This window comes from Salinicoccus sediminis (assembly GCF_000986795.1).
Lineage (GTDB): Bacteria > Bacillota > Bacilli > Staphylococcales > Salinicoccaceae > Salinicoccus > Salinicoccus sediminis.
Genome location: NZ_LAYZ01000001.1, coordinates 587,003 through 611,904, shown reverse-complemented (window position 1 = coordinate 611,904; position 24,902 = coordinate 587,003). Strand labels below are relative to the sequence as shown.

Below are 24,902 nucleotides of genomic sequence, written 5' to 3'. Positions count from 1 at the left end.
TTATTCTGAATGTAAGAGGGATGTTAAATGTCTGATTCAAATAAATTAGTGAGGGGCACGTTCCTGCTGACGATTGCCACCGTAATCACTAAAGTACTTGGTATGCTCTATCTCATACCATTCTACAGCATCATGGGCGGCGAGGAAAATCTCGCTCTGTACGGATATGCGTACACGCCTTACACCATCATGCTGTCGGTTGCGGCGGCAGGTGTGCCCGGGGCGGTTTCAAAGTATGTGGCCAAGTATAATGCCCTCGGGGCATATGCCACCAGCCAGAAGCTGTACCGCTCAAGTCTCATAGTGATGATATCCTCAGGTTTCATCGCTTTCATCGCACTTTACTTTGCGGCGCCGTTCATCGCTGATATGCAGATGGTCGCTTCAGGGGAAGGCGAACACAGGTGGAGCACAGAAGATATTACCGGTATCATCCGGGTTGTGGCCATAGCTGTGATCATCGTGCCGTTCATGGCCACATGGCGCGGCATATTCCAGGGTTTCGAATCATTCGGCCCGACGAGTGCATCTTCTGTAATCGAGCAGATTCTGCGCATACTCTTCCTGCTCGGCGGTTCGTTTGTCGTCATCTACATGGTTGACGGAACCGTACAGACGGCGAACGAAATCGCTGTCTTCGCAGCATTCATCGGGGGACTCGGATCGCTTGCGACACTGTGGTACTTCTGGAGGAAGAGGAAGCCGCATATCCAAAAGATGGTCGATTCGGATACGACGGACTATGATTTTTCATACAGGGAGATGTATTCTGAGATCATCCGTTACGGTGTCCCGTTCATCATTGTGGGCATCAGCATCCCGCTCACGATGTTCATCGATCAGCTGACGCATAACAACGGTCTTGCGATGGGCGGTGTGCCGGAAGAATATCATGATGCATGGTTCGGCATGCTGAACCTGACGACGCATAAACTCGTCATGATCCCGACGGCATTTGCATCCGCATTTGCAATCACGATTCTGCCTTTCATCACGAAAAATTTCCATAAAGGCAAGATGGATGATGTGCACCATCAGATCAGACTGATGATTCTCATGCTGCTGTTCTTCGCGATACCGGCAGCAGTCGGAATGATGATCCTGTCGGCACCGCTTTATACATCGTTCTACAGCTATAATGAGATGGGGATAAAGATACTGCTGTTCTATGCACCGGTCAGTGTGGTCATTTCACTCTTCTCTGTCACATGCTCCATTGTGCAGGGTATCGACAGGCAGAACCTGACCCTCTATGTCGTGCTTGCCATGCTGGCGATAAAAGCGGCCATCAACATTCCGCTGATTATGCAGTTCCAGACAGTCGGTGCAGTGATGGGCACCGGCATTGCGCTGTCAATCGGCGTGCTGATCAACTTCATCATCATCAAGAAGTATGGTAAATTCCATTTCAGACCTCTGTTCCGGCCGCTTGCAGAAATCGGCCTCTACAGTCTGGTGATGCTGCTCGTTGTCGAAATCATCTATTATGTCTTCATATTGAACCTTGATATCGGGCAGAAGCTGAATTCAGTCCTTGTCCTCGCGGTGGCGGTGCCGGTCGGTGCACTCGTCTATATGTTCATTTCATTCAGGTCGGGACTGGCGGATGAAATACTCGGGGCGAGGGCCGACAAGATCAGGAAGAAACTGAAGGTGCTTTGACATGCGACTGGACAAATATCTATCAAACGCGGGGGCCGGCAGCCGCAGAGAGGTGAAGGCGGCCCTGAAAAAAGGCGGAGTGACGGTCGACGGACAGATGGTGAAGGATGCAAAAGCCGAAGTCACCGGGGAAGAGGAGATCCTTATGGACGGTATGCCGGTAATGCTGGAGCGGGGAATCTATATCATGCTCAACAAACCCGGCGGTGTCATTTCATCCACTGAAGCGGGTCGGACAGCAACGGTGATGGACATCATAGACCATCCCCAGAAGAAAGACCTGTTCCCGGTGGGAAGGCTGGACAAAGACACCACCGGCCTTCTGTTCATCACGGATGACGGACAGCTTGCCCACGAACTGCTCAGCCCCCAGAAAAAGATAGGCAAGACATATATTGCAGACCTAGAAAAGGGTGTATCGGAACGAGATCTGATGGTTCTCCGGGAGGGGATTCCGCTGAAGAATTTTACGACTGCACCTGCCGAGGCGGAAAAATTATCCGACAGGCGGGTGAAGTTGACGATCACCGAGGGGAAATTCCATCAGGTCAAAAGGATGTTCGGCTATCTGGACAACAGAGTGACCGGTCTCAGGCGTGTCGGATTTGCAGCGCTCACATTGGATGAGAAGCTCGAGGAAGGAAGTTGGCGCAGGCTTACGGACAAAGAGATTGCTGAAATGAAAAAATAAGTTTAAGGCATACTCCAGCGGGTAAATATCTATCATAGATTAGTCAAAGTACAAATAAAATACAAGAGGTGTTTTGAACATGGCAAGAAAATCAGGAACTTTATTGAAAGTTGCAGCTATGCTTGGTCTTGCAGTTGCAGCGAAACAATTATCAAAGAAAGAAAACAGGGACGCAGTAGTCAATGAATATAACAAGGTGAAAGAAGATCCCAAAGGCTATGCGCAGAATGTACAGGACAAATTCAATGAACAGACTGCACCGTACCAGGAAAAGGCAAAGAAAGAATTTGGGAAAGTGAAGGATGACCCCAAAGGCTATGCACAGAATGTGCAGGAAAAAGCGAAAAGCGAAGTTGAAAAGGCCAAACAGGATCCGAAAGCCTATGCCCAGGAAGCCCAGCAGAAAGCAAAATCAAAACTGAATGCTGAAAAGGGAGACTCCAGGGAAGCTGCGGACGATTACGCGGAAGAGGGCAATGACAACAGTAAAATATCCGCTGTCCAGGGCGCGAGCAGCGTGGATGACAGTGAAGGCCACTTCACCAAGCCGGACAGAATGGATTCGGAAGGCCAGCTGACCACTGAACAGATGAATGAGGAGTGGGTTTCAGAAGGCGGCATCCATCCGGATGAAGAGCTTCAGGACGCGGTATCTCATGGCGGTCTGAATAAGGAAGCGCCGGGAAATGCTGAAGTCATCCAGGATGAGGGAGAGAAGGATCCCAACCATAATATCCATGTAGTCACAGATGAAGACAGCGATCAGAGCAATAAAAAATAGCTTTTTTAAAAGACGTGGAAACAGCGATTAATTTCGCTGTTTCCTTGTTTTTGCCCATGATTTTATATATCATTGAAAAATAAGATTACGCTACATAAGCACTGGGGGAGAGTTCATGGATTATAAAGGTCTGGTCAGCAGGTACAAGGATGATCTGATCAAAGATTTATTCGGCCTGCTTGAAATAGAGAGTGTGCGGGGGGAAGCAGGCAGGAATGCCCCTGTCGGTGACGGTCCGAAAGCGGCACTGGATTACATGATTTCCCTCGGAGAGCGTGACGGCATGACCGGAAGGAAAGTGGATAATCTGGCAGGTCATCTGGAACTCGGGCAGGGGGAAAAGCTTTTCGGCATCCTTGGACATGTCGATGTTGTGCCCCCCGGCAGCGGATGGGATACTGGTCCATTCAAGCCCGTTCTCGAAGATGGTATCATCAGAGCGAGGGGTGTGCAGGATGACAAGGGACCCACGATGGCCGCCTACTATGCAATGAAGATTCTGGCAGCCGAGGGAATGGATTTCAAATGCCGCACCCGCCTGATCATCGGTACGGATGAAGAGTCGGATTGGCAGTGCACTGATGCCTATTTCAAATCAGAGGAAATGCCGGATGCGGGCTTTGCACCGGATGCGGCATTCCCTCTCATCCATGGTGAGAAAGGGATCACCACATTCAATATCATCCAGAAGCAGACGTCCCTGGATGATGAAGAACCCAACATAGAGCTCAAAGTACTGATTTCGGGTGAAAGGTACAACATGGTGCCAGAAGCTGCTGAGGCGAAACTCAAAGTGCTTCAGAACATGAGTGAAGTGATACAGTCCTTCGAAGACTTTTTGAGACGCGATGATATTGACGGGGAATATGAGATAGACAACGGCTTTCTGAAGCTTTCGATAACAGGGCAGAGCGCCCACGGCTCCACCCCGGAGGCGGGTGTGAATGCCGGCTTCATCCTGCTTGAGTTCCTGGGCGGGCTTGACCTGGACAATAATGCGACTGCTTTTGTGGACTTTGCGGGATCAAGGATCATGGATAATGCTGACGGTGCAAAATTCGGCATGGCCCACTCTCATGATGAGCTCGGGGATACGACGGTCAATACCGGCATGATCAATTATACCGAGGTCGACGGCGGGATTTTCGGGATCAACCTCAGATATCCCGAAGGACTGGATTTCAAAAAGGGCGTGGAAGAGCTTGAAAAAGCAATCTATCCGGATGGTTTCATCATCGAAGATGTAACGCATCAGGAACCACATTATGTAGATAAGCATGATCCTTTGGTAAAGGTGCTGCTTGATTCCTACCGCAACCATGTTAATGATGATTCTGAACCGTTTACGATCGGAGGCGGGACATACGCCAGAACACTGGAGAAAGGCGTTGCCTTCGGCGCAATGTTCAAGGATACTGCGGATACGATGCATCAGAAGAATGAACGTATGAAAGTGGATGAACTGCTGCTCGCCACCGAAATATATCTTGAGGCGCTGCACAGAATCTGTATAAAGGGTGAGATGGATGAAAATTAGTTTTTATAATGGTGAATTCAAGGATGATGAAGAGCTGAGAGTCATGTACCAGGATCGCGCATTTTATTTCGGGGACGGGGTATATGAGGTCATCAGGTATTATGACGGAGAGTTCTTTACGCTCGAGGGTCACCTGGACCGTCTTATGAACAGCATGTCGGAAATCGAGATCGAAGGTATGGAGCGCACTGAGCTGCTGGATATTGTAACGGAACTGAAAGAAAGGAACACCATCGAGAACGGGGCATTGTACATCCAGGTTTCAAGGGGCATCCAGAACCGGAACCATGCCTATCCCGTTGATGTGAAGCCGGTGGTGCTGGCCTGCATCAATGAAGCCAGGCGTCCGCACAGCCAGTCAGAGAATGGAGTGCACGTCATCACAAGTGAAGACTACAGATGGCTCAAGTGTCATGTGAAGAGTCTGAACCTGCTGGCAAATGTCATGGAGAAGGAGCGGGCTGTGAAAGCCGGTGCCCATGAAACAGTGATGCACAGGGATGGTGTGGTGACGGAAGGTTCATCGACAAATGTCTTCATCGTGAGGAATGGCATACTGAAAACCCATCCGGCAGACAACCTCATCCTGAACGGGATCACACGGCAGGAAGTGCTGAGGATTGCCGGAGAGCTGGATGTCCCCGTCGAGGAAGCCGGATTCAGTGTGGAAGAACTGATGGATGCGGAGGAAGTGATCATCACGAGCACCACCCAGGAAGTGACACCGGTCGTCAAGGTGGATGACACAATTATCGGGAACGGACAAAGAGGAATGGTAACAAAACGTATCCAGGAAGTGTTTGATGCAAACATTCACAAATTAAACCTGGTTAAATAATGTTAACCTGAAATATTACCCTTTTAATTTTCAGGGGGGCCGAAGGCTTACAGCATATGGTTTTGCCGGTCCGTGACATCGTGTTGTCAAAACCGGACGTGATAATAGTCCTTGAAATAAACCATGAAACCCTATAAAATTTATAACACGAACAGAAACTGGCGCTATCTTATTCGTTAAGTATTTAGCGCTTTTTTCTTTGACGATGAAAAGAGGTGTAGAATTTGGAGCATTTCTATCAGCTCGGCTGGACACTCGACCCCGTTGGTGGAGCATCCGGCGAAGCCTACAAGGCGGAGCAGGATGGCAGGAAGCTGTTCCTGAAACGCAATGCCAGCCCTTTCCTTGCGGCGTTGTCAGCTGAAGGTATCGTACCTAAGCTGGTCTGGACGAAAAGAATAGAGACCGGTGAGGTAGTGACAGCACAACATTGGAAAAATGGCCGGGAGCTGAACCGTGATGAGATGTGTTCGGAGAGAGTGGCATCATTGATGAAAAAGATCCATACATCAGGACCTCTTCTGACAATGCTCAAAAAGCTGGGCATGAAGCCCATGCTGCCGGACTTGCTACTGAACAAGATCCAGTCATCGCTTTCACCGAAAGTGAATGCCCATCATACTGTTCGTGCAGCCATCCAGTATCTGGAGAATGAGATGCCGAAGATCGATGAACAATTCTGCACAGTATGTCACGGGGACGTAAACCACAACAACTGGCTCCTGTCCGATCAGGATGAGCTTTTTCTGGTGGACTGGGAAGGTGCAATGATTGCAGATCCCGCCATAGATCTCGGCATGCTGCTTTATACTTATGTGGACAGTGAAAGATGGGGAGAGTGGCTCGCGGACTACGGAAAACCGCTCGACCGCGATCTGCTCAAACGCATGAAATGGTATACCCTGGTACAGGCAATTACGATGATCCAATGGTATGAGGATCACAAACGTTTTAAAGATATGAACGACTGGATCATATTCCTCAACAGGATTATTAATAGGAATCGTTTTATTTAAATCATATGTATAATTATTTTCAGGTGGGGAATAGCCGATGAGAATGCGCAACAAACCATGGGCGATGGACTTTCTGTCGTCGAATGATGATATCGTTGATGTTGAATCGAGATACGCGGGCAGAATGGATGAATTCTTTGAAACGAAGCAGCCGCTCCATATTGAAGTCGGGACAGGAATGGGGGCATTCATCACCGAACTTGCAAGGCGGAATCCGCATATAAATTACGCGGGAATCGAGCTGGATAAGAATGTGATGATCCGTGTGCTTGAAAAGGTGCGGGAGCTGGAGCTTGCCAATGTGCGGCTTGTGCTTCTTGATGCAAACGCGATCAAAGAGTATTTCAGCGAAGGTGAAGTGGACCGTATATACCTCAACTTTTCTGATCCATGGCCGAAGAAACGCCATGAGAAACGAAGACTGACCTTCCGTTCCTTCCTGCGCCAGTACAGAGAGATTGCGAAACCCGGGGGTGAACTCCATTTCAAGACTGACAACCGCGGGCTGTTCGAGTACAGCCTTGTCAGCCTGAACCGGTTCGGAATGGATTTCCATGAAGTGATACTGGACCTACACGCGGCGGAGCCGGAGGGTAACATCAGGACGGAATATGAAGAGAAATTTTCAGCAAAAGGAAATTTAATATACAGGATAAAGGCATCTTTCTGAAGGTGCTTTTTTTAATGCCGTGTATTATCCAGTAATGAATGATAAAATGATAGAGAAATGATATGCAGCATTCAGTATGTTTGGAGGAGATTTTTTGGATAAGTTCAATTTTAATAAAAATATCTCAAGAGAGGGTACATACAGTGTCCAGTACGAGGGGACTGATGCGCTGTTTGGAAGACGCGGCCTGGAACCTTTCTGGATTGCAGACATGGATATTGAAATAGCCGAGCCGATTGCCGATGCGATGAAACAAAGGATAGATAACCGTATCTTCGGCTATACAATATGGCAGAATCCGGGATTTTACGGGGCGGTAAAACATTGGTGGAATTCCCGTTTCGGTATTGAACTCCGGGATGAGGAAATTTCTTATGCACCATCTGTGCTCTTCACGATCGGAGAAGTCGTCAGACAGCATTCCGAAAAAGGCGATGGGGTAATCCTTACGACACCAAGCTACAATGCCTTCATCGGCCAGCTGGAGGGCAATGAGCGGAAAATTGTGGACTGTCCATTCATAGAAGATGACAATGGCTACACGTTCGATTTCGACCATTTTGAAACATTGTGCCAAAAGGATGATGTAAAAGTCTACATCCACTGTAACCCGCATAATCCGACAGGGAAGGTATGGACGGAGGATGAACTGCGTAAAATCCGTGAAATCTGCATGGCCAACGATGTTTTCCTGATCAGCGATGAGATCCACATGGACTTTGTCAGACCCAAGGGTACATTTGTGTCGATGGTTGAACTGATGGAAGAAGGGGACAGGATCCTAGTGACAACCGGTCTGGGTAAAACGTTCAACCTGGCAAGCATCCCGCATTCCTATTTTATTTCGAGAGATGCAGCCTTCCGCAAAAAGCTGAATCAGACCATCGGATCCAAATATGGGATGGGCGCTGCGAATTCACTTGCTCTGACGGCAATTGAAGCCGCATATAATGAATGCGGCGAATGGGTGGATGCGCTGAACAGTCATCTGGAGGAGAATTTCCAGCTGATCGAGGACTATATAGAGGAGCATATGTCCGGATGGCTTACTTTCAAAAAGCCGGACGCGACATACCTTGCATGGATCAGTTTTGAAAAATCCGGACTGGATGATGATACAGTGCACAAAGCACTTGTTGAAATCGGCGGAATTGCTGTGTCACCGGGAAAAATATATGATGTGAAAAAGAACGGGCATTTCCGTTTCAACGTGGCTACCGGCAGGGAGCGTGTACTCATCGGTCTGGACCGCATCCGTGAAACGTTTGAAGAGATCATGGGAGTTACAAAGAAGTGATCTCCATGATCTCTCCGGTGAAGGCATCGGCGATGAACTGATACCTTTCTGTGGCATCATCCTTCCTGACATGCAGCACGCCTGTATAGACCTCACAGTGCATCCCGAGGAGCTTCCTTGTGCTGGTCGTGTAGTCTATTGAGATGAATGAGATGTCCTCAAACTGTATGTGCAGCTGTCTGATGATTTTCTGGGGATGTATCGGCTGATGTTTTCTGAACCATATGAGCACCGGTACAGTAAGGATGAAAATCGCTGTTAGAATCTTAATGTATTTTGACATGTACGAATCCTCCCATCAGAATCAGTTTAACACAGGGACTGGCAAAAATAGAATTTTTAAAGGGGAATTATAATGAAACTTGGCGACAACACTTTAAAAAGAATGAAAACATTGACCGAACTTCACGGCGCTCCGGGATTTGAAGACAAAGTCCAGGCATATATGCGGTCGGAACTCGGTAAATATGCCGATGAAATCATCACTGACGGACTGGGCGGTATTTTCGCCGTAAAGAAATCCGGCAGGGAAAATGCACCGAAGGTGATGGTGGCGGCACATATGGACGAGGTGGGCTTCATGATCACCCAGCTCACCAAGAACGGTATGATCAAATTCACACCGCTCGGCGGATGGTCGACTGATGTTATGCTCAGCCATAAATTCAAGATCCGGACATGGGAGGACAAGGAGATTACGGGGATTATCGGCAGTGTGCCTGTCCACTTCAGGAAAGGGGAGAAAGACGGCAAAACACAAATCAAGGACATGCTGCTTGATGTCGGCGCAGACTCCATGGAGGAACTGGAGGAGATGGGGATACGCCCCGGCGATTCTGTCGTTCCGGACGTGGATTTCGAGGTGCTTGAAGGGACTGATAAGCTGCTTGCCAAAGCATGGGACAACCGCTACGGCTGCCTGATTGCAATCGAGGCACTTGAGACCCTTAAAGACGCTGAGCTGGATTGTGACCTGTATATAGGAGCGAATGTCCAGGAGGAAGTCGGCCTGAGGGGGGCGAAAGCAAGCGCGAACATGGTGAATCCGGACGTTGCGTTCGTGGTTGACTGTTCTCCTGCAAATGACATGGCCGGAAAAGATGATGACATTGGTAAAATAGGTGAAGGAACGCTGATCCGGATCATGGACAGAACGATGATACTCTCTAAACCGATGCGTGACTATCTGCTTGAAACTGCAGAAAGAAATGATATCAAACATCAATATTACCAGTCGCCGGGCGGTACGGATGCAGGCAGCATCCACATTTCGGGAGAAGGTGTCATAAGTGCCGTAGTCGGCATCTGCGCCCGTTACATCCACACCAGCCACTCCATCATCAATTACAATGATTATCTGCATGCCAAAAAGATGCTGACAGAATTGATCAGGGGTATCGATTCTGAAAAAGTGGAAGCGCTGAGAGGACGGTAGGTACACATGAGACGCTTACTTCGCAGATGGTTCATAGACGGCATGGCTTTTATGGCCCTGGGGTTGTTTTCTTCGCTGATCATCGGCCTCATCATTGATACGGCCGGCACCTATATTCCTTATCTGGGGGGGCTCAGGGAGATCGGGGCGGTGGCGATGGCTCTGACCGGTGCAGCAATCGGCGCTGCCATCGCCTATGGACTGAAAGCAGGACCGCTTGTCATATTCTCCACACTGGTTGTAAGCTACGCAGCGTATGACATGGGTGGTGTGGCCGGAAGTTATATCACAAGCATCGCAGCGATAGAAATCGCCCGGCTTTATGCGGGAAGGACGAAAATTGACATCATCGTGACCCCGTTTCTGACAATTGTCGCGGGTTATCTCATCGCCAGATTCGTTGGACCCGCAATCGGAGACTTCATGATCGGGATCGGCGAATTCATAGGGTTTGCCACAGAGCAGAGACCGTTTATAATGGGGATATTGGTGGCAGTGGTATTCGGCGTGACACTTACAGCACCATTATCAAGTGCGGCTCTTGCCATAATGCTTGATATCAGCGGACTGGCAGCCGGAGCAGCTGTGGTCGGCTGCTGCTGCCACATGGTCGGACTGGCTGTTACAGGATATAAAGATAATGGAGCCTCAGGTCTCATTTCGATCGGTGTGGGGACTTCAATGCTCCAGATTCCGAATATACTGCTGAACCCGTTCATCATACTGCCTCCTGTGCTGTCGAGCGCAATCATTGCGCCCATCATGACAGTGTTTTTCCCTATGGAAAACAATGCGGCAGGTGCAGGCATGGGAACGAGCGGGTTCGTCGGGCAGATCATGGCGGTGGAAACGATGGGGGCAACGGCTGACGTATGGATATCCATACTTGTGTTCCATATCGTTTTACCGGCAGTACTGACTTTGGTATTCTATATTCTGCTGAGAAGGACGGGACTCATCAAAGATGGCGACCAGGTGCTGAGGCTGTCCGCCAAAGATTAGAAGTGGAGGCAATTCAATGAATATTTTCCAGCTGAAAGATAAAGTGATTGAAAAATTGGGTGAGAAACGCAGTGACTTCATTACCTCATTCGACCGGGAAAAAGAGATGCTCAGAGTCGAGCGTCAGGATAATAAAAAAGGAATCAATGTTTCATTATCCAAAGCGATGGATAAATTCAAGAAAGACAGCAATTTTGCTGATGAAATTGTATACTATATAGATGAAACGCTTGAACGTATGAAAGAAGAGAAGATCGACCCCGAACAGGCGGTGATCTATCCTGTAGTCCGTTCAACGAGTTTTCCCGATAAGACGAAGAACGGTGTGGACTTCATAAAAGACAGCCACACGAACGAAACCGATATATACTACGCCATAGATTTCAGAAAAAGCTATCGGCTGATCGATGAAGAGCTTGCCTCATCCCTCGGCATGAGGCAGGCGGATATACGTACACTTGCAGATAACAATCTCAAGGAACTGAAAATCGAAATCAGCAGGGATACGATACAGGAGAATGATTTTTATTTCGTCAACCATAACGACGGTTACGATGCCTCGCGCATCCTGAACGAAGCGTTCCTTGATGAAATGCATGAAAAATGCGAGGGCGAGATGATGGTGGGACTGCCCCATCAGGATGTACTGATCATTGCAGACGTCAAAAATAACGTCGGCTACGATATCATGGCACAGATGATGATGCAGTACTTTGCCGAAGGGCTTACACCGATCACCTCCCTGTCTTTCTCCTACCGGGAGAAGAAGCTCGAACCGGTATTCATACTGGGGAAACAGAGGAATTATAATAAAAGAGGTAATGATGATGAAACTGACATACAATAATGAACATGTTGGAGATGTACTGCTTGTGACAATCAGAAAAGCGGAATCACCTTCCTATGAATTTCATGAAGACCTGACCGTCATAAAAGAGGGCATGGAGACCATCGGTCTGAACATTTTCAAAGCTTCGAAGAAAATCAGCATGCATGAAGGGGTGAATATCGAACCCACAGAGGATATTGTCGGAGAGATCAACAAAGTTCTCGAAGAATACGGCGTGGATAGTATAGACTTTGATATATCACCGAAATTTGTAGTGGGGAAAGTGCTGGAGAAGACTAAGCATCCGGATGCCGACAAGCTGAATGTGACAAAAGTGGACGTCGGGGATGAAGTGCTTCAGATTGTATGCGGCGCCCCGAATGTTGATGCGGGACAGCGCGTCGTAGTGGCCAAAGTGGGTGCGGTAATGCCGGACGGTCTGTATATAAAACCCTCCACGCTGCGCGGTGTGGAATCAACAGGCATGATTTGTTCAAGAAAAGAATTGAATCTTGAAGATGACGGCGTAAAGGGTATCTATGTCCTGGACGACAGTTATGAAGTGGCTCAGCCGTTTGAAGTTAAGTAAAGGTGGTTCATATGGATAGATCGAGAAGGAGAAGGCAGTTCAACAGAGAAGCCGAAGATGAAAAAAGCTACAGGGAACGCTTCCGGTTCCCTTTGGAACTTGATGATGAAAAGAAAGATGGGGAATCGCATCAGAGTGAAACCGTGGATGATGGCAATGATTCAGATTCATTCATCAGAAAGGAACAGAGAAGGACTCTCTTTGAGGAGACGAAAAAGCCGGAAAAGAAGGATTCCAGTTTCAGAATTACAAAAGCAAGGGACATTCCCTCAGCAGTCCACGGGACAAAGAAGCATGAAGAACCTGATGAAGATGGCGTCGGTGGTCCCATCAGGCAGAAACCGCTGCCCGGTGCTTCACCTCTGATCTCTGCAATCCACGGCACAAAAAAGGAGGAACTTTCCAGAAAGGAAATCTCCTATATCGAAGCCGATAAAAAAGATGACGGAATCAGGGAACAGGGCTATACATCTCCCATCATAGAGGGATTGAAGCGTGAAAGGCTTCTGCGTGCCAAAAAGGAACAGAAGCGCCTTGAGGAACGCAGACAGCGCGAAGCGCGCGAAAAGGCGCGCTATGATGATCCGTATAATCTGAAGGGGAAACAGCCTGCGACGATCAGGCATGGACAGGAGACGGCTGAAAGTGAAGAGGCCGTGCCTGTACAAGAAACTCCTGAGAAGAAAACAACTGGGGGAACGGCTTCTCCTTACAATGTCATCATGACACCATATGATAAGAAAAAACGGCTGAATAACCGTAAGATTGAAACGAAGCGGCAGGGGCCGAAATATACGATGCCTTCGATACATATGCTCGGCAGTGATCGGACGGACGATTACGGCGAAGCAGACGGAGCACTTGCCGGGCAGGTGGTCGGAGCATTCGAAGCCATCGGCATTCCTGCGGAAATATTTGACTATAAGACAAACGGAATAATAGGCCGTTTCGGAATTAAGCTGGACCGTACATTCAGACTGAGCAATATCGCCCGGCTCAGGGAGCATCTTGGGCCGAATCTGCCATTTTACAGCTTCAGAGTCATTGCTCCGATCATCGGCACGAGTAATATAGGAATTGAATTCCCGCTGAAGGACCCGATTCATATCCCTTTCAGCAAAGTGTTTTCCTCGAGCAGCCTCAAGCTGCGCAAAAATGACTTCAAGTTTGTGGTTGGAAAGACTGTCGATGATAAGATTTTCAGCTATGAACTTCAAAAGGCGGGCCATACACTGGTATACGGCAATAATGAGATTGATTCTTCGAATGCCATCGATAATATACTCATCTCACTGATGATGAACCACAATCCGAATGAATTCAGAATTCTGATTGCATCAGACAAACCGTATTATGAAGATTACAAAAATCTGCCGCATCTGTTCCAGCCTCAAAAATCCGTAATGGACCCGGATGTACTGAGCGGTCTGTTCAAGGAACTCAATGACAGGCATAATCAGTTCAGGCGGGCGCATGTCAGGAATCTGAACAGCTTTAATCAAAGGGTCAGCTATGAAGCGCGTAAAAGTGTGATTGCAGTTGTCATCGATGATCTTTCCGAGCTCTTTGAAAGCAATAATCCGGATGCTGTCAGGACAATTGTACAGGTGCTGAAAAAAGGTAAACCGCTGGGTATTCATCTGATCATGAAACACACAAGGACGGACGTCAAAATCCGTTTTGAATGGCTGCAGATGATGCAGACCCGCATTTCATTCAGAGATGAAAAATCCAATATCATTGAAGGCAGTGAGACGTTGACGGACGGCAATGATATGCTGATCCAGATTCCGACATCGAACAAAGCACTCCGTGTGAATGGTGCCGTCCTGCCTCATGATTCAAAACAAAGGGTCTTCTCCCATCTGAAGCATATCGGAGGATGATCTCATTTTAAGAAAGATTGGTGAACTCGTGGAAAAATATCATTTTATAGGGATAAAGGGTGCAGGGATGAGTGCACTTGCCCAGGTGCTTCATGACCTCGGTCATGAAGTCCGGGGTTCTGATATTGGGAGTGAAGTCTTTACTGAACACCAGCTGAGGGACAAAGGCATAAAAATAATGGATTTTGACGAGAATAACGTAGTGGACGGCTTTACCTATATCGCAGGCAATGCCTTCAAGGACGATCACCCAGAGATAAAAAAGGCACTTGAGGCTGGCTATCCTGTCATCAGGTATCATATTTTCCTGGCCGATTTCATGAGCAGGTATACATCCATTGCCGTAACAGGGTCCCACGGCAAGACTTCTACAACGGGTCTGCTCAGCCATGTCATGAACGGTGATGTGGAGACGACGTTCCTGATCGGCGACGGTACGGGATTCGGCCTTGAAAACAGCGATTACTTTGCTTTCGAATCCTGTGAATACAAACGTCATTTTCTAAGCTATCATCCCGATTACGCAATAATTACAAATATAGACTTTGATCATCCTGATTATTTCAGGAGCATTGATGATGTCGTGGATGCCTTCACAGACATGGCCAAACAGGCGAATAAAGGCGTCATAGCATACGGCGGGGACGAATATGTCCGGGATATGGACCTGGATGTGCCGGTCTGGTTCTACGGAATCGGCGGGAACAATGATGTCAGGGCGGAGAACATCGAGACGAACTCCAAAGGGACACATATTGATGTTTACATCGGCCAGGAAAAACTGGACAGATTCAGCATACCGATGCACGGCGACCACCATATATTGAATTCGCTTGCCGTCATTACGGTATGTCATCTGGAGGGACTTGATATGGAGAATATCAAAGATGCATTCATGACTTTCGCCGGCGTCAAGCGCAGGTTCAGTGAGACATTCCTGAACGGCATGGTGATAGTCGATGATTATGCCCATCATCCGAGGGAAATCAGTGCAACACTTGAGACAGCCCGTAAAAAATACGCCGGCAGGGAAATAGTGACGGTGTTCCAGCCGCACACTTTTTCCAGGACCGAAACGTTTCTTGACGATTTCGCCGAGGCACTCTCGGAATCTGACAAGTCATATATAGTGGATATATTCGGTTCTGCCAGAGAAGAGTCAGGCAGGCTGTCGAGCAGGGACCTTGTGGATCTGATACCAGGTGCGGAACTTCTGGACGACAGGGACCTGGAGCGTCTGAACATCCATACAGAGGCTGTCATCATATTCATGGGGGCCGGTGACATTCAAAAATATGAAAAACGTTTCACCGAGCTGCTTTCATGATTTGCCTGTAAACATGTTTACAAAGCAGTGTTTCGGGTTATTTTATAAAATGAATAACAAATAAAGAAAGAAGATGGAGGCGTTACAATGGATTGGCAAATAGTTTTATATATTGCCGCCGGTATTGCTGCAGTGGCATTTCTGATTTTATGTATTGCGCTGGCAGTAGTATTGTTTTCGGTGAAAAAGAATCTGGATCATGTAGCCAAAACACTAGATGGTGTGGAAGGACAGATTCAGGGCATTACAAGAGAATCAACAGACCTGCTGCATAAAACGAATCGTCTTGCAGAAGATGTACAGGGCAAATCTGCAAAACTGAATTCTGTCGTTGATGCAGTACAGGGAATCGGCAATTCAATGACGAATCTGAATTCCTCTGTGGACAGAGTGACGAATTCCATCACTCACAACATTTCACAAAATGAAGATAAAATTTCACAGGTTGTACAATGGTCCAACGTTGCAATGGAAGTGGCGGACAAGTGGCAGATGAGGCAGAAGCGCAACAGTGCCTATTCCACCAGATATTCGACGACTTCAGAAACGGATCCGGATAAACTGCCTGTGGCAGTGAATGAAACTTCCACGAACAATGACAATCTCGATGAAGATCGCGTGAATGCAGGACTTGATGACCGCAAGTAATGGGAGGTCTTAAAATGGAAACTTATAACAGAGATCGGCATCTTCACGGAGTAGAGGAATATGAACAGCAGGTGCACCAGTCTACAGGACGGGACTTTTCAATCGGCCTGATTCTGGGACTCGCGGTCGGAACGATCGGAGGGCTTCTACTGGCTCCAAAATCCGGTGATGCCTTAAGGGACGATATCACAGGCCAGGCGAACAAACTCTCCAGGAACCTCGGCACTGATGAGTCGGACAGTTCACTTAAAGAGAAGGCGGAGCAGAAGACCGATGAACTCCGTGACAAACTCAAAGACAAAAAGGACGAGGCTGTCGTCAAAAAGAGTGAAATGGACGAGAAGAACCGCGTAAAATCGATTGATGAATCCGATATGAAAGCGCAGAAAGAAGCCATCCAGGAAGAAGTCAGCGAGGATTATACCAAAGACGCGAGAACAGTCGACATGTCCAAGTATGAAGAGAAAAATGAGTAAACAGGATGGTATGAATATTACTAACCACATGTGTCTGCATGTGGTTAGATTTTTTATGAGGTGTTTGTATGACTGTCAGCAGGGAAGATGAATTGTTTGAAATTGACATGGAGCTGTTGAAGCTTCTGGATGAACGCATCCAAAAAGGGGCAATTGCCCGTCATGATGTGGATGAAGCGGCTTATATACAAAAGCTCACATCAATTTACGATGGAGCGGCCCCCGGAGAACTTGTTGAAAAACTGATCCAGTCGCTGTTCAATGAATCAGGGAAAGGGCGGGACCATGGCGCTGAACGGCGGATGCTCTATTCACGGGAGTCTAAAAGATCAGACACCATTGTAGAAGTGAACGGCCATGAAATAGGGGGACCGGGCACGGTGAACATTTTTGGCCCGTGTGCCGTGGAATCATACAGGCAGACTGCAGAAGTTGCGGCCATGCTGAAGGAGAAGGGGCTCGGCATCATCAGGGGAGGCGCATACAAACCCAGAACTTCCCCCTATGATTTCCAGGGGCTCGGTGAGGAAGGCCTTAGGATACTCTCTAGGATCAGGGAAGAATACGGGCTTGCGGTAATCAGCGAGATCACAGCACCCGGGCATGTGGAACTCGCCCGCCCGCATCTGGATATATTCCAGATAGGCGCGAGGAATATGCAGAACTTCGAATTGCTGAAAGCTGTCGGCAGATCCCAGACGCCGGTTCTTCTGAAACGGGGATTGAGTGCAACAGTGGAAGAATTTCTATACGCTGCCGAGTATATACTTGCAGAAGGGAACCCCCGCGTAATCCTTTGCGAAAGAGGGATCCGGACGTATGAAAAAAGCACCAGGAATACTCTGGATATCTCTGCAGTCCCGCTTTTGAAACAGGCAACCCATCTTCCCGTCATGGTGGATGTCACACATTCCACCGGACGTAAGGAAATTATGGCGGAATGTGCCAAAGCCGCGCTCGCAGCAGGAGCGGACGGCATCATGGCTGAAGTGCATCCTGAACCCGATGCGGCCCTGAGTGACAGTAAACAGCAGATGTCCTTTACCGAGTTTGAGGATTTTTATACAAATTTACCATAATTGTGTCGAAATCCGACCGTTCATGTTATCATAATATAAAAAGCGTTTTCAAGAGTGAAAGCACGGAGGTGCAATATGACTGTTACAATTTATGATGTTGCCAGGGAAGCAAAAGTTTCAATGGCGACAGTATCCAGGGTTTTAAACGGCAATCCGAACGTCAAGCCCGAAACCCGTAAAAAAGTGAAGGATGTTATTGAGCGTCTGAATTACAGACCCAACGCGGTTGCACGCGGACTGGCGAGTAAGAAGACCACGACGGTGGGCGTGATCATCCCCGACATCTCCAATCTTTATTATTCAGCACTTGCAAGAGGTCTGGATGATATTGCCGAGATGTATAATTATCAGACGATCATCACAAATACCGAGAATGATCCGGAGAAGGAAAGGGATTCATTCCTGAGCCTGGTCAGCAAACAGGTGGATGGAGTGGTGTTCCTCGGCGGTGCACTTAATGAAGAAACTCTGTCGGATATCAAAGACTCCCATGTACCGGTTGTCATTTGCGGTACAAGCGAGAAGGATAAGAACCTGCCGTCTGTAAATATTGATTACTTCGAAGCGATCAAAGAAGCAACAACAAAATTCCTGGACACGGGTGCAAACAGGATTGCCTTCCTGAAAGCATCCTATTCAGACCAGCTCGAAAATCATATCGAGGAAGGGATCAAATCAGCCTACCGGGATGCAGGTAAGTCAGCGGATGACAGTCTGATACTTACTGCCGGTTCCGATTACCAGTCCGGCAAGGATGTTTTCGAAGAGATCAGTACCCATAAAGCGGATGTCGTCATCACCATGAGTGATGAAACAGCCATCGGCGTACTGCACAGCGCAATGGATCATGATCTTGGGATTCCGGAGGATATCCAGGTGCTGAGCTGCAGCAATACAAGACTCGTAAATATGGTGAGACCACCGCTTTCAAGCATAGCGCTTCCGCTCTACGATATCGGCGCCGTTGGCATGAGGCTTCTGACCAAATACATGAATGAAGAGACGGTGGATGAGGCTAATGTCATCCTGCCTTACAAGATAGAATACCGTGCCACGACAAAATAACATCGAAAGCAGCCGGATCGGATCCGGCTGCTTTTAATTTTCTATGTGGAGCATCGCCCGGTTTAGTGAACTTTCATTTTTTTCAGTGATTTCCCGGCGTCTGGGAATTTCCTGGTAGTCATGTGTATCATCTGTCCACTCTGACGGAAAATCGACCGGACATTTCGGAGCGTATTTATCCATGTATTTTTGCGGCAGCCTTCCGCGCGGCGGTTCGGTGCCGGTCATGGCAAGCCATATTTGCGCCCACATCCGTGGCACGACCTGCCATATATTATATCCGCCGCCTCCAACAGCTATCCACTTGCCATCAGTATACTTATCCGCCATTTCACAGACAAACCTTGGTATCTCTTCAAAAGATGCGGATGTCAATGAAAGATGTGTCATCGGGTCCCTGTAATGTGCATCGACCCCGTTCTGGCTAAGAATGACATCCGGTTTGAATTTTATGATTGCCGCCTCCAGACTTTCCTTGAAAATACTCATGAAGGACTGATCCTCGGTAAATGCATCCACCGGAAGATTCACACAGAACCCGAACCCATCACCGGCTCCGCGCTCGGTAAGACTGCCGGTGCCCGGAAAGAGATAGCGGCCGGTTTCATGGATGGAATAAGTCATGACTTCCCTGGAATCATAGAATATCCATTGGACGCCGTCTCCATGGTGGGCGTCTGTATCGACATACATTACACGTTTGCCATAGTTTCTGCGCATATACTCTATGGCGACAGCGGAATCATTATAGACGCAAAAACCGCTTGCTCTGCCGCTGAAACCGTGATGGAGCCCTCCGGCAAGGCTTGCCGCCTTATCCGTCCTGCCCTCCATGACAGCATCAACCGCCGTCAGCGTCGCCCCGACAAGCATCCTGCTCTTTTCGTGCATCCCCTGGAAACTGGGGGTGTCATCAGTGTTCAATCCGTAGCTTTCCATTTTATCTTCGGATAAACGCCCTTCTCCGGCTGCTCTGACAGCTTCCAGAAAATCCTCTTTATGCACGAGGAGAAGTTCCTCATCTGTGGCTCCGCGCGGTTTTATGATATTCTCTTCTGGTAAAAAATCTGCAGCCCGCAGAAGGTCTGTGGTCATTTTGAGTCTCATCTGATTAAATGGGTGGGTGGAGTTGAAACGGTATTTCAGCAATGAATCATCGTATACGTACAAAGGCTTTTTCATTGGTACAAATGCATCGGATCCACAACCGTGAATCCCTTTTCTTCCAGTTTCTCTATTGCCTTGACCGGATTCATTGCCTGTATTCTGAGTACCACCGTCTTATACCCCTTCATATCCCTGTTTCTGTATACAGATACACTGATGATTCTGATATTGAGTTCTTTGAAAACTTTGCCGATATCATATATGACACCCGTCCTGTCCTCCACATTCACTTCGATGATGGACCCGGGTTCTGTAATGCCTGTAAGTTCCAGAAATGTATTGAGCATATCCTTCTGAGTGACGATGCCCACAATCCTGTTGCTGGAGACGACGGGCATGGCACCTATCGAATAATGATAGAAATCCATTGCTATTTCCTCGACGAAGTCGAGTGGATGGCAGTAGGTGACCCGTTTTCTCATTATGCGTGATATCGGTACTTTCAGATTGAATTCAGGGTCATCATCCGACAGGACCGACGGGAGAGTCAGTTTGATATCACGGTCGGAAATGATACCCGTCAGCTTTTCGTCTTCATTGACAATCGGTATGTGCCGGAATGAGTGCCGGCTCATCATATCCATCGCATCTTCGATGGTATTCTCTGGCGTAAGAGTGAATACCGGTGAAGTCATTATCCTTTCAACAAGCATCTGTACATCCTCCTAAAAGAAAAATCTGTTCTTGAATCTTATCTTATCGAATTCCATCAACTGGTCATCTGTGATGTTCTTTCCTATGCGTGCCATGAGCGTGTTTGCAGGATGGCCGGTGATTTCAGGGTCGTTTGTCTGAAACACTTCGAAGCCGCTCGCAGCCATTAGCCTGATCATCAGATCTTTATATTCATAAACATCAAGACCGCTGTTTTTCAAATCCCAGTGCCAGTAATATTCAGTTGTGATGGTTATATAGTTCTCCATATAGTCATCAAGCATCGCAAGCTGCAGCATGCGCTTTCCGAGCCCGAAGCTCCTATAGTCGAAACTCACTTCCACAGCGCCGAGTTCCATGATATAGGGCAGTTTGCCGTCCGACCACCTCTCCATCGGATCGGGATGCAGAAATGTCACGTAGCCGACGATATGGCTGCCTTCACGGGCGATGATGATCCTGCCTTCCTCAAGGTCTGCGATTTCCCTGATGGCTTCAAACTGCTCTTTGGGCGGTCGGAATGCATCAAGCCCCGCGTCGTAGGAAAACTTTTCCAGGTCTTTCCTGGAGACGGGACCTTCGATGACAAATGACTGATCCGGTGCCTCGTAATCTTCTTTATAATACGTCTTTATATGGCGCAAAAGAAGCCCTCCTGAAGTTTCCGTTTTAAATATTTTGAAAAATCCGTCACCAGTATTATATAATAATAATTGTAAAAGAAAAATACAAAAGGGGAGTTACATTTATGAAAGTAGAACTTTATGAAGCGACGGATCAAAATCCCAATCTGAAAAATTATGATGAAGCAGTCAAAAATTTTGACTGGAATGAAGTGGAAAAAAACTTTTCATGGTATGAAACAGGCAAGTACAATATGGCTTATGAAGCAATCGATAAGCATGTTGAAAATGGACTGGCTGATAAAGTCGCGCTCCATTACAAGAACGGAGAAACACACTCCTCCTATACTTTTGATGAACTGAAGAAAGCATCCAATAAAGCGGCGAATGTACTGAAGGATGAAGCGGGGGTTGTGAAAGGCGACAGAGTATTCATCTTCATGGCCCGGAGCCCGGAGCTTTACTTCTCGCTGCTTGGTGCCCTGAAAGTCGGTGCCATCGTCGGTCCGCTGTTTGAGGCCTTCATGGAAAAAGCTGTAAGGGACCGCCTTGAAAACAGTGATGCGAAAGTCATCATCACGACACCTGAGCTGCTGCCGCGCATTCCGATGGATGATCTTCCAAATCTTGAAAAAGTGGTTGTTGTCGGTGATGGTGTGGAAGGGGACTATCTCGATTTTGACAAAAGTTTTGAAAACGCTTCAGACGAATTCGACATCGAATGGCTGGATAAAGAGGACGGCATGATCCTTCATTATACGAGCGGTTCCACCGGTCAGCCAAAAGGTGTGCTGCATGTACAGCAGGCAATGGTGCAGCATTATATTTCCGGCAAATATGTGCTGGATCTGAAAGAGGATGATGTATACTGGTGCACAGCCGATCCGGGCTGGGTGACAGGTACATCCTATGGTATATTTGCCCCGTGGCTGAACGGCGCAACGAATGTTGTCGTCGGCGGAAGATTCTCTCCGGAAGCATGGTACGGGGCAATACAGAACCTTAATATCACAATCTGGTACAGTGCACCGACGGCATTCCGTATGCTGATGGGTGCAGGGGATGAAATCGTGAAAGATTACGACCTGTCCAGCCTGCGGCATGTACTTTCAGTAGGGGAGCCTTTGAACCCTGAAGTTGTCAAATGGGGCATGAAAGTCTTTAATCTGAGAATACATGATACTTGGTGGATGACTGAAACGGGCGCCCACATGATTGTCAACTTCCCGTCCATGGACATCAAAGGGGGTTCGATGGGCAAACCGTTGCCGGGAACGGAAGCCGCCATCATTGATGACGAAGGGAATGAGCTGCCTCCCAACCGCATGGGCAACCTGGCCCTTAAAAAAGGGTGGCCGGCGATGATGCGTAAAATTTGGAAGAATGATGCCAAATACGATTCCTATTTCATCGGTGACTGGTATGTGTCAGGGGATTCTGCATACATGGATGAGGAGGGTTATTTCTGGTTCCAGGGCCGTGTCGATGACGTCATCATGACTGCGGGCGAGAGGGTCGGACCGTTTGAAATCGAGTCTAAGCTGGTTGAACATCCGGCGGTACAGGAAGCCGGTGTCATCGGTAAGCCTGACCCCGTACGCGGCGAAATCGTCAAGGCATTCATAGCAATCCGTGAAGGGTTCGACCAGACCGATGAACTCAAAGAGGAAATCAGGGTGTTCGTCAAGGAAGGTCTTGCCGCCCATGCTGCTCCAAGAGAAATCGAATTCAAGGATAAGTTGCCTAAGACGAGAAGCGGTAAAATCATGAGACGTGTATTGAAAGCCTGGGAGCTCGATCTGCCGGCCGGAGATTTGTCATCCATGGACGATGAATAAAAAATCAAACTTCTGCCTCCGGTAATTTACCGGGGGCAATATTTTGAATAGTATGGCATAATAGATGATAAGAGCCCGCTTGACCGGGTAATCTATATATACAGGAGATGAAATTATGGCACACCTGACAGATCAGGAAATCGCAGCAAAAGCTGAAATCAGACCGATTCAGGATATTGCTGATAAGGCGGGCATCCCACAGGATGCACTCGAAATGTATGGAAAGTATAAGGCGAAAGTCGACATACATAAGGTGGAAGGCGATGAGTCGAAATCCAAAGTGGTATTGGTATCCGCGATGAACCCGACACCTGCAGGGGAAGGGAAGTCAACATGCACTGTCGGTTTGGCGGATGCATTCAATAAGCTTGAAAAGAACGTCATGGTCGCGCTCCGTGAACCGGCACTCGGTCCGGTCATGGGTATAAAAGGCGGTGCTACTGGGGGCGGTCACGCACAGGTTCTGCCTATGGAGGAGATCAACCTCCATTTCAACGGTGACCTGCATGCAATCACGACTGCCAACAATGCACTGGCTGCATTCATCGACAACCATCTGCATCACGGCAACAAACTGAATATCGATCCGCGTCGCGTATCCTGGAAGCGTGTCATGGATATGAACGACCGCGCACTGCGCCAGATAAACGTCGGCCTCGGTGGTGTAACACGCGGAGTGCCGAGAGAAGACGGCTTCGATATCACCGTCGCCAGTGAGATCATGGCTGTACTCTGCCTTGCAACTGACCTCATCGACCTCAAGAAAAAAATCGCGAATATCATAATTGGCTACACATACGATAAAGAACCGGTGACAGTCGGCCAGCTTGAAGTTGAAGGCGCACTTGCACTCCTTCTCAAAGAAGCGATAAAACCGAACCTTGTGCAGACAATGGAAGGGACCCCGGCATTGATCCATGGCGGTCCGTTCGCCAACATCGCCCATGGCTGCAATTCGCTGATTGCAACGAACACCGCCAGAAAACTGGCTGATATCGTTGTTACTGAATGTGGCTTCGGATCAGACCTCGGTGGGGAAAAATTCATGGACATCAAAGCGAGGAAAGGCAACTTTGCACCTGATGCCATCGTTCTTGTGGCCACAATACGTGCACTTAAGATGAACGGCGGCGTGGCGAAGAGCGACCTTGGTGAGGCCAATGTGGAGGCTCTGAAAGCGGGTATCGCAAACCTTGAAAAGCACGTGGAGAATGCGCGCAAATTCGGTGTTGAGCCGGTTGTTGCGCTTAACGACTTCGTTACAGATACGGATGAGGAAAGGAACTTCGTACTTGACTGGTGCAAAGAACAGGGCGTGCGCGTTTCTCTGACCAAAGTATGGGAACACGGCGGCGCTGGCGGAACCGATCTCGCGGAGCAGGTGCTGGAAGTGCTTGGGCAGGAGCAGAATTTCAAACACCTTTATGAAACTGACCTTCCGATCGATCAGAAGATTGAAAAGATTGTCACGGAAGTGTACGGCGGCGATGGCGTCATTTTCACGGATAAAGCCAAAAAACAGCTGGCAGAAATCGAACGACACGGCTGGGCCGACGTTCCGGTATGCATGGCTAAGACGCAGTATTCATTGAGTGACGATCCATCACTGCTCGGCAGACCTTCCGGCTTCAAAGTTACCGTAAGGGAGCTCATCGCCAAAAATGGAGCAGGATTCGTTCTGGCGCTGACGGGTGATATCATGACCATGCCGGGTCTGCCCAAAGTGCCTTCTGCAGTCCATATGGATGTGGACGCCGATGGCAATTCCAAAGGATTATTCTAAAGCGGGACG

General features: G+C 48.2%; 24 protein-coding genes. 20 read left to right on the top strand and 4 right to left on the bottom strand.

What is annotated here, in order from left to right; all coding sequences use genetic code 11:
* Positions 1 to 27 precede the first annotated feature (27 nt).
* From WN59_RS03100 to WN59_RS03065, 8 genes are all read left to right on the top strand, one after another.
* Positions 28 to 1,662 (top strand): putative polysaccharide biosynthesis protein, encoded by a 1,635-nt coding sequence (locus WN59_RS03100; protein WP_046512374.1) that lies wholly within the window; start codon positions 28 to 30, stop codon positions 1,660 to 1,662.
* A gap of 1 nt (position 1,663) precedes the next feature.
* The gene (locus tag WN59_RS03095) at positions 1,664 to 2,353 is read left to right on the top strand and encodes a pseudouridine synthase (protein ID WP_046512370.1); all 690 of its coding nucleotides are present in this window, start codon (positions 1,664 to 1,666) and stop codon (positions 2,351 to 2,353) included.
* A gap of 79 nt (positions 2,354 to 2,432) precedes the next feature.
* Positions 2,433 to 3,134 (top strand): hypothetical protein, encoded by a 702-nt coding sequence (locus tag WN59_RS13260; protein WP_052747244.1) that lies wholly within the window; start codon positions 2,433 to 2,435, stop codon positions 3,132 to 3,134.
* A 115-nt stretch (positions 3,135 to 3,249) separates the two neighbouring features.
* Positions 3,250 to 4,671 carry a dipeptidase PepV gene (pepV, locus tag WN59_RS03085; RefSeq protein ID WP_046512367.1) on the top strand — a complete coding sequence of 474 codons (1,422 nt, stop codon included), beginning with the start codon at positions 3,250 to 3,252 and terminating at the stop codon, positions 4,669 to 4,671.
* On the top strand, positions 4,661 to 5,509 hold the full coding sequence (gene dat / locus WN59_RS03080) for a D-amino-acid transaminase (protein ID WP_046512364.1): 849 nt from the start codon (positions 4,661 to 4,663) through the stop codon (positions 5,507 to 5,509). Before pepV ends, dat begins: the two co-directional genes overlap by 11 nt.
* A gap of 224 nt (positions 5,510 to 5,733) precedes the next feature.
* Positions 5,734 to 6,525, top strand: a complete 792-nt coding sequence (locus WN59_RS03075; protein WP_046512360.1) for a phosphotransferase family protein — start codon at positions 5,734 to 5,736, stop codon at positions 6,523 to 6,525.
* Between the two features lie 37 nt (positions 6,526 to 6,562).
* Positions 6,563 to 7,195 carry a tRNA (guanosine(46)-N7)-methyltransferase TrmB gene (gene trmB / locus WN59_RS03070; protein WP_046512357.1) on the top strand — a complete coding sequence of 211 codons (633 nt, stop codon included), beginning with the start codon at positions 6,563 to 6,565 and terminating at the stop codon, positions 7,193 to 7,195.
* Positions 7,196 to 7,289: 94 nt separating this feature from the next.
* Positions 7,290 to 8,492, top strand: a complete 1,203-nt coding sequence (locus WN59_RS03065; protein ID WP_046512354.1) for a MalY/PatB family protein — start codon at positions 7,290 to 7,292, stop codon at positions 8,490 to 8,492.
* On the opposite strand, the gene WN59_RS03060 is transcribed toward WN59_RS03065, so the two are convergent.
* Positions 8,479 to 8,775, bottom strand: coding sequence for a hypothetical protein (locus WN59_RS03060; protein WP_046512351.1), 297 nt, complete (start codon positions 8,773 to 8,775; stop codon positions 8,479 to 8,481). The two genes, WN59_RS03065 and WN59_RS03060, sit on opposite strands and share 14 nt — an antisense overlap.
* Positions 8,776 to 8,847: 72 nt before the next feature.
* Between WN59_RS03060 and WN59_RS03055 the strand changes: the two genes are divergently transcribed.
* The 10 genes from WN59_RS03055 to ccpA all read left to right on the top strand — a co-directional run bounded on the left by WN59_RS03055 (position 8,848) and on the right by ccpA (position 18,828).
* Positions 8,848 to 9,927: a M42 family metallopeptidase gene (locus WN59_RS03055; RefSeq protein ID WP_046512349.1), complete on the top strand. Its 1,080-nt coding sequence runs from the start codon at positions 8,848 to 8,850 to the stop codon at positions 9,925 to 9,927.
* Positions 9,928 to 9,933: 6 nt separating this feature from the next.
* The gene (locus WN59_RS03050) at positions 9,934 to 10,929 is read left to right on the top strand and encodes a PTS transporter subunit IIC (protein ID WP_046512346.1); all 996 of its coding nucleotides are present in this window, start codon (positions 9,934 to 9,936) and stop codon (positions 10,927 to 10,929) included.
* A 16-nt stretch (positions 10,930 to 10,945) separates the two neighbouring features.
* Positions 10,946 to 11,776, top strand: a complete 831-nt coding sequence (locus tag WN59_RS03045) for a DUF1444 family protein (RefSeq protein WP_046512343.1) — start codon at positions 10,946 to 10,948, stop codon at positions 11,774 to 11,776.
* Complete coding sequence (ytpR, locus tag WN59_RS03040; RefSeq protein ID WP_046512340.1) at positions 11,757 to 12,347, top strand: YtpR family tRNA-binding protein; 591 nt, start codon at positions 11,757 to 11,759, stop codon at positions 12,345 to 12,347. Before WN59_RS03045 ends, ytpR begins: the two co-directional genes overlap by 20 nt.
* A gap of 11 nt (positions 12,348 to 12,358) precedes the next feature.
* A complete protein-coding gene (locus WN59_RS03035; protein ID WP_046512337.1) occupies positions 12,359 to 14,233 on the top strand; it encodes a DNA translocase FtsK in 1,875 nt (624 codons plus the stop codon).
* Positions 14,234 to 14,261: 28 nt separating this feature from the next.
* Positions 14,262 to 15,560 carry a UDP-N-acetylmuramate--L-alanine ligase gene (murC, locus tag WN59_RS03030; RefSeq protein WP_046512332.1) on the top strand — a complete coding sequence of 433 codons (1,299 nt, stop codon included), beginning with the start codon at positions 14,262 to 14,264 and terminating at the stop codon, positions 15,558 to 15,560.
* Positions 15,561 to 15,647: 87 nt separating this feature from the next.
* A complete protein-coding gene (locus WN59_RS03025; RefSeq protein WP_046512329.1) occupies positions 15,648 to 16,208 on the top strand; it encodes a DUF948 domain-containing protein in 561 nt (186 codons plus the stop codon).
* Between the two features lie 14 nt (positions 16,209 to 16,222).
* Positions 16,223 to 16,684, top strand: coding sequence for a YtxH domain-containing protein (locus WN59_RS03020; protein ID WP_046512326.1), 462 nt, complete (start codon positions 16,223 to 16,225; stop codon positions 16,682 to 16,684).
* Positions 16,685 to 16,752: 68 nt separating this feature from the next.
* Positions 16,753 to 17,763, top strand: coding sequence for a bifunctional 3-deoxy-7-phosphoheptulonate synthase/chorismate mutase (locus WN59_RS03015; RefSeq protein ID WP_046512323.1), 1,011 nt, complete (start codon positions 16,753 to 16,755; stop codon positions 17,761 to 17,763).
* A 75-nt stretch (positions 17,764 to 17,838) separates the two neighbouring features.
* Positions 17,839 to 18,828 carry a catabolite control protein A gene (gene ccpA, locus WN59_RS03010; protein WP_046512320.1) on the top strand — a complete coding sequence of 330 codons (990 nt, stop codon included), beginning with the start codon at positions 17,839 to 17,841 and terminating at the stop codon, positions 18,826 to 18,828.
* A 33-nt stretch (positions 18,829 to 18,861) separates the two neighbouring features.
* Here ccpA and WN59_RS03005 read toward each other — a convergent pair whose 3' ends face one another.
* The 3 genes from WN59_RS03005 to WN59_RS02995 are packed head-to-tail and all read right to left on the bottom strand — an operon-like array spanning position 18,862 to position 21,293.
* Positions 18,862 to 20,010: an acetoin utilization protein AcuC gene (locus WN59_RS03005; RefSeq protein ID WP_046512317.1), complete on the bottom strand. Its 1,149-nt coding sequence runs from the start codon at positions 20,008 to 20,010 to the stop codon at positions 18,862 to 18,864.
* On the bottom strand, positions 20,007 to 20,648 hold the full coding sequence (locus tag WN59_RS03000) for a CBS and ACT domain-containing protein (protein ID WP_046512313.1): 642 nt from the start codon (positions 20,646 to 20,648) through the stop codon (positions 20,007 to 20,009). Before WN59_RS03000 ends, WN59_RS03005 begins: the two co-directional genes overlap by 4 nt.
* Positions 20,649 to 20,660: 12 nt before the next feature.
* Positions 20,661 to 21,293 (bottom strand): GNAT family N-acetyltransferase, encoded by a 633-nt coding sequence (locus WN59_RS02995; RefSeq protein ID WP_046512310.1) that lies wholly within the window; start codon positions 21,291 to 21,293, stop codon positions 20,661 to 20,663.
* Positions 21,294 to 21,397: 104 nt separating this feature from the next.
* Between WN59_RS02995 and acsA the strand changes: the two genes are divergently transcribed.
* Together acsA and WN59_RS02985 are read left to right on the top strand one after the other, a co-directional pair.
* Positions 21,398 to 23,110, top strand: coding sequence for an acetate--CoA ligase (gene acsA, locus WN59_RS02990; RefSeq protein WP_046512307.1), 1,713 nt, complete (start codon positions 21,398 to 21,400; stop codon positions 23,108 to 23,110).
* Positions 23,111 to 23,225: 115 nt separating this feature from the next.
* On the top strand, positions 23,226 to 24,893 hold the full coding sequence (locus WN59_RS02985; protein WP_046512302.1) for a formate--tetrahydrofolate ligase: 1,668 nt from the start codon (positions 23,226 to 23,228) through the stop codon (positions 24,891 to 24,893).
* Positions 24,894 to 24,902: the final 9 nt, after the last annotated feature.

Excerpts from the sequence above, each read along its gene's own strand:
- WN59_RS03100 (WP_046512374.1), top strand. The coding sequence starts at position 28 with ATGTCTGATTCAAATAAATTAGTGAGGGGCACGTTCCTGCTGACGATT.
- WN59_RS03095 (WP_046512370.1), top strand. The coding sequence starts at position 1,664 with ATGCGACTGGACAAATATCTATCAAACGCGGGGGCCGGCAGCCGCAGA.
- WN59_RS13260 (WP_052747244.1), top strand. The coding sequence starts at position 2,433 with ATGGCAAGAAAATCAGGAACTTTATTGAAAGTTGCAGCTATGCTTGGT.
- pepV (WP_046512367.1), top strand. The coding sequence starts at position 3,250 with ATGGATTATAAAGGTCTGGTCAGCAGGTACAAGGATGATCTGATCAAA.
- dat (WP_046512364.1), top strand. The coding sequence starts at position 4,661 with ATGAAAATTAGTTTTTATAATGGTGAATTCAAGGATGATGAAGAGCTG.
- trmB (WP_046512357.1), top strand. The coding sequence starts at position 6,563 with ATGAGAATGCGCAACAAACCATGGGCGATGGACTTTCTGTCGTCGAAT.
- WN59_RS03060 (WP_046512351.1), bottom strand. The coding sequence starts at position 8,775 with ATGTCAAAATACATTAAGATTCTAACAGCGATTTTCATCCTTACTGTA.
- WN59_RS03055 (WP_046512349.1), top strand. The coding sequence starts at position 8,848 with ATGAAACTTGGCGACAACACTTTAAAAAGAATGAAAACATTGACCGAA.
- WN59_RS03050 (WP_046512346.1), top strand. The coding sequence starts at position 9,934 with ATGAGACGCTTACTTCGCAGATGGTTCATAGACGGCATGGCTTTTATG.
- WN59_RS03045 (WP_046512343.1), top strand. The coding sequence starts at position 10,946 with ATGAATATTTTCCAGCTGAAAGATAAAGTGATTGAAAAATTGGGTGAG.
- ytpR (WP_046512340.1), top strand. The coding sequence starts at position 11,757 with ATGAAACTGACATACAATAATGAACATGTTGGAGATGTACTGCTTGTG.
- WN59_RS03035 (WP_046512337.1), top strand. The coding sequence starts at position 12,359 with ATGGATAGATCGAGAAGGAGAAGGCAGTTCAACAGAGAAGCCGAAGAT.
- WN59_RS03025 (WP_046512329.1), top strand. The coding sequence starts at position 15,648 with ATGGATTGGCAAATAGTTTTATATATTGCCGCCGGTATTGCTGCAGTG.
- WN59_RS03020 (WP_046512326.1), top strand. The coding sequence starts at position 16,223 with ATGGAAACTTATAACAGAGATCGGCATCTTCACGGAGTAGAGGAATAT.
- WN59_RS03015 (WP_046512323.1), top strand. The coding sequence starts at position 16,753 with ATGACTGTCAGCAGGGAAGATGAATTGTTTGAAATTGACATGGAGCTG.
- ccpA (WP_046512320.1), top strand. The coding sequence starts at position 17,839 with ATGACTGTTACAATTTATGATGTTGCCAGGGAAGCAAAAGTTTCAATG.
- WN59_RS03005 (WP_046512317.1), bottom strand. The coding sequence starts at position 20,010 with ATGAAAAAGCCTTTGTACGTATACGATGATTCATTGCTGAAATACCGT.
- WN59_RS03000 (WP_046512313.1), bottom strand. The coding sequence starts at position 20,648 with ATGCTTGTTGAAAGGATAATGACTTCACCGGTATTCACTCTTACGCCA.
- acsA (WP_046512307.1), top strand. The coding sequence starts at position 21,398 with ATGAAAGTAGAACTTTATGAAGCGACGGATCAAAATCCCAATCTGAAA.
- WN59_RS02985 (WP_046512302.1), top strand. The coding sequence starts at position 23,226 with ATGGCACACCTGACAGATCAGGAAATCGCAGCAAAAGCTGAAATCAGA.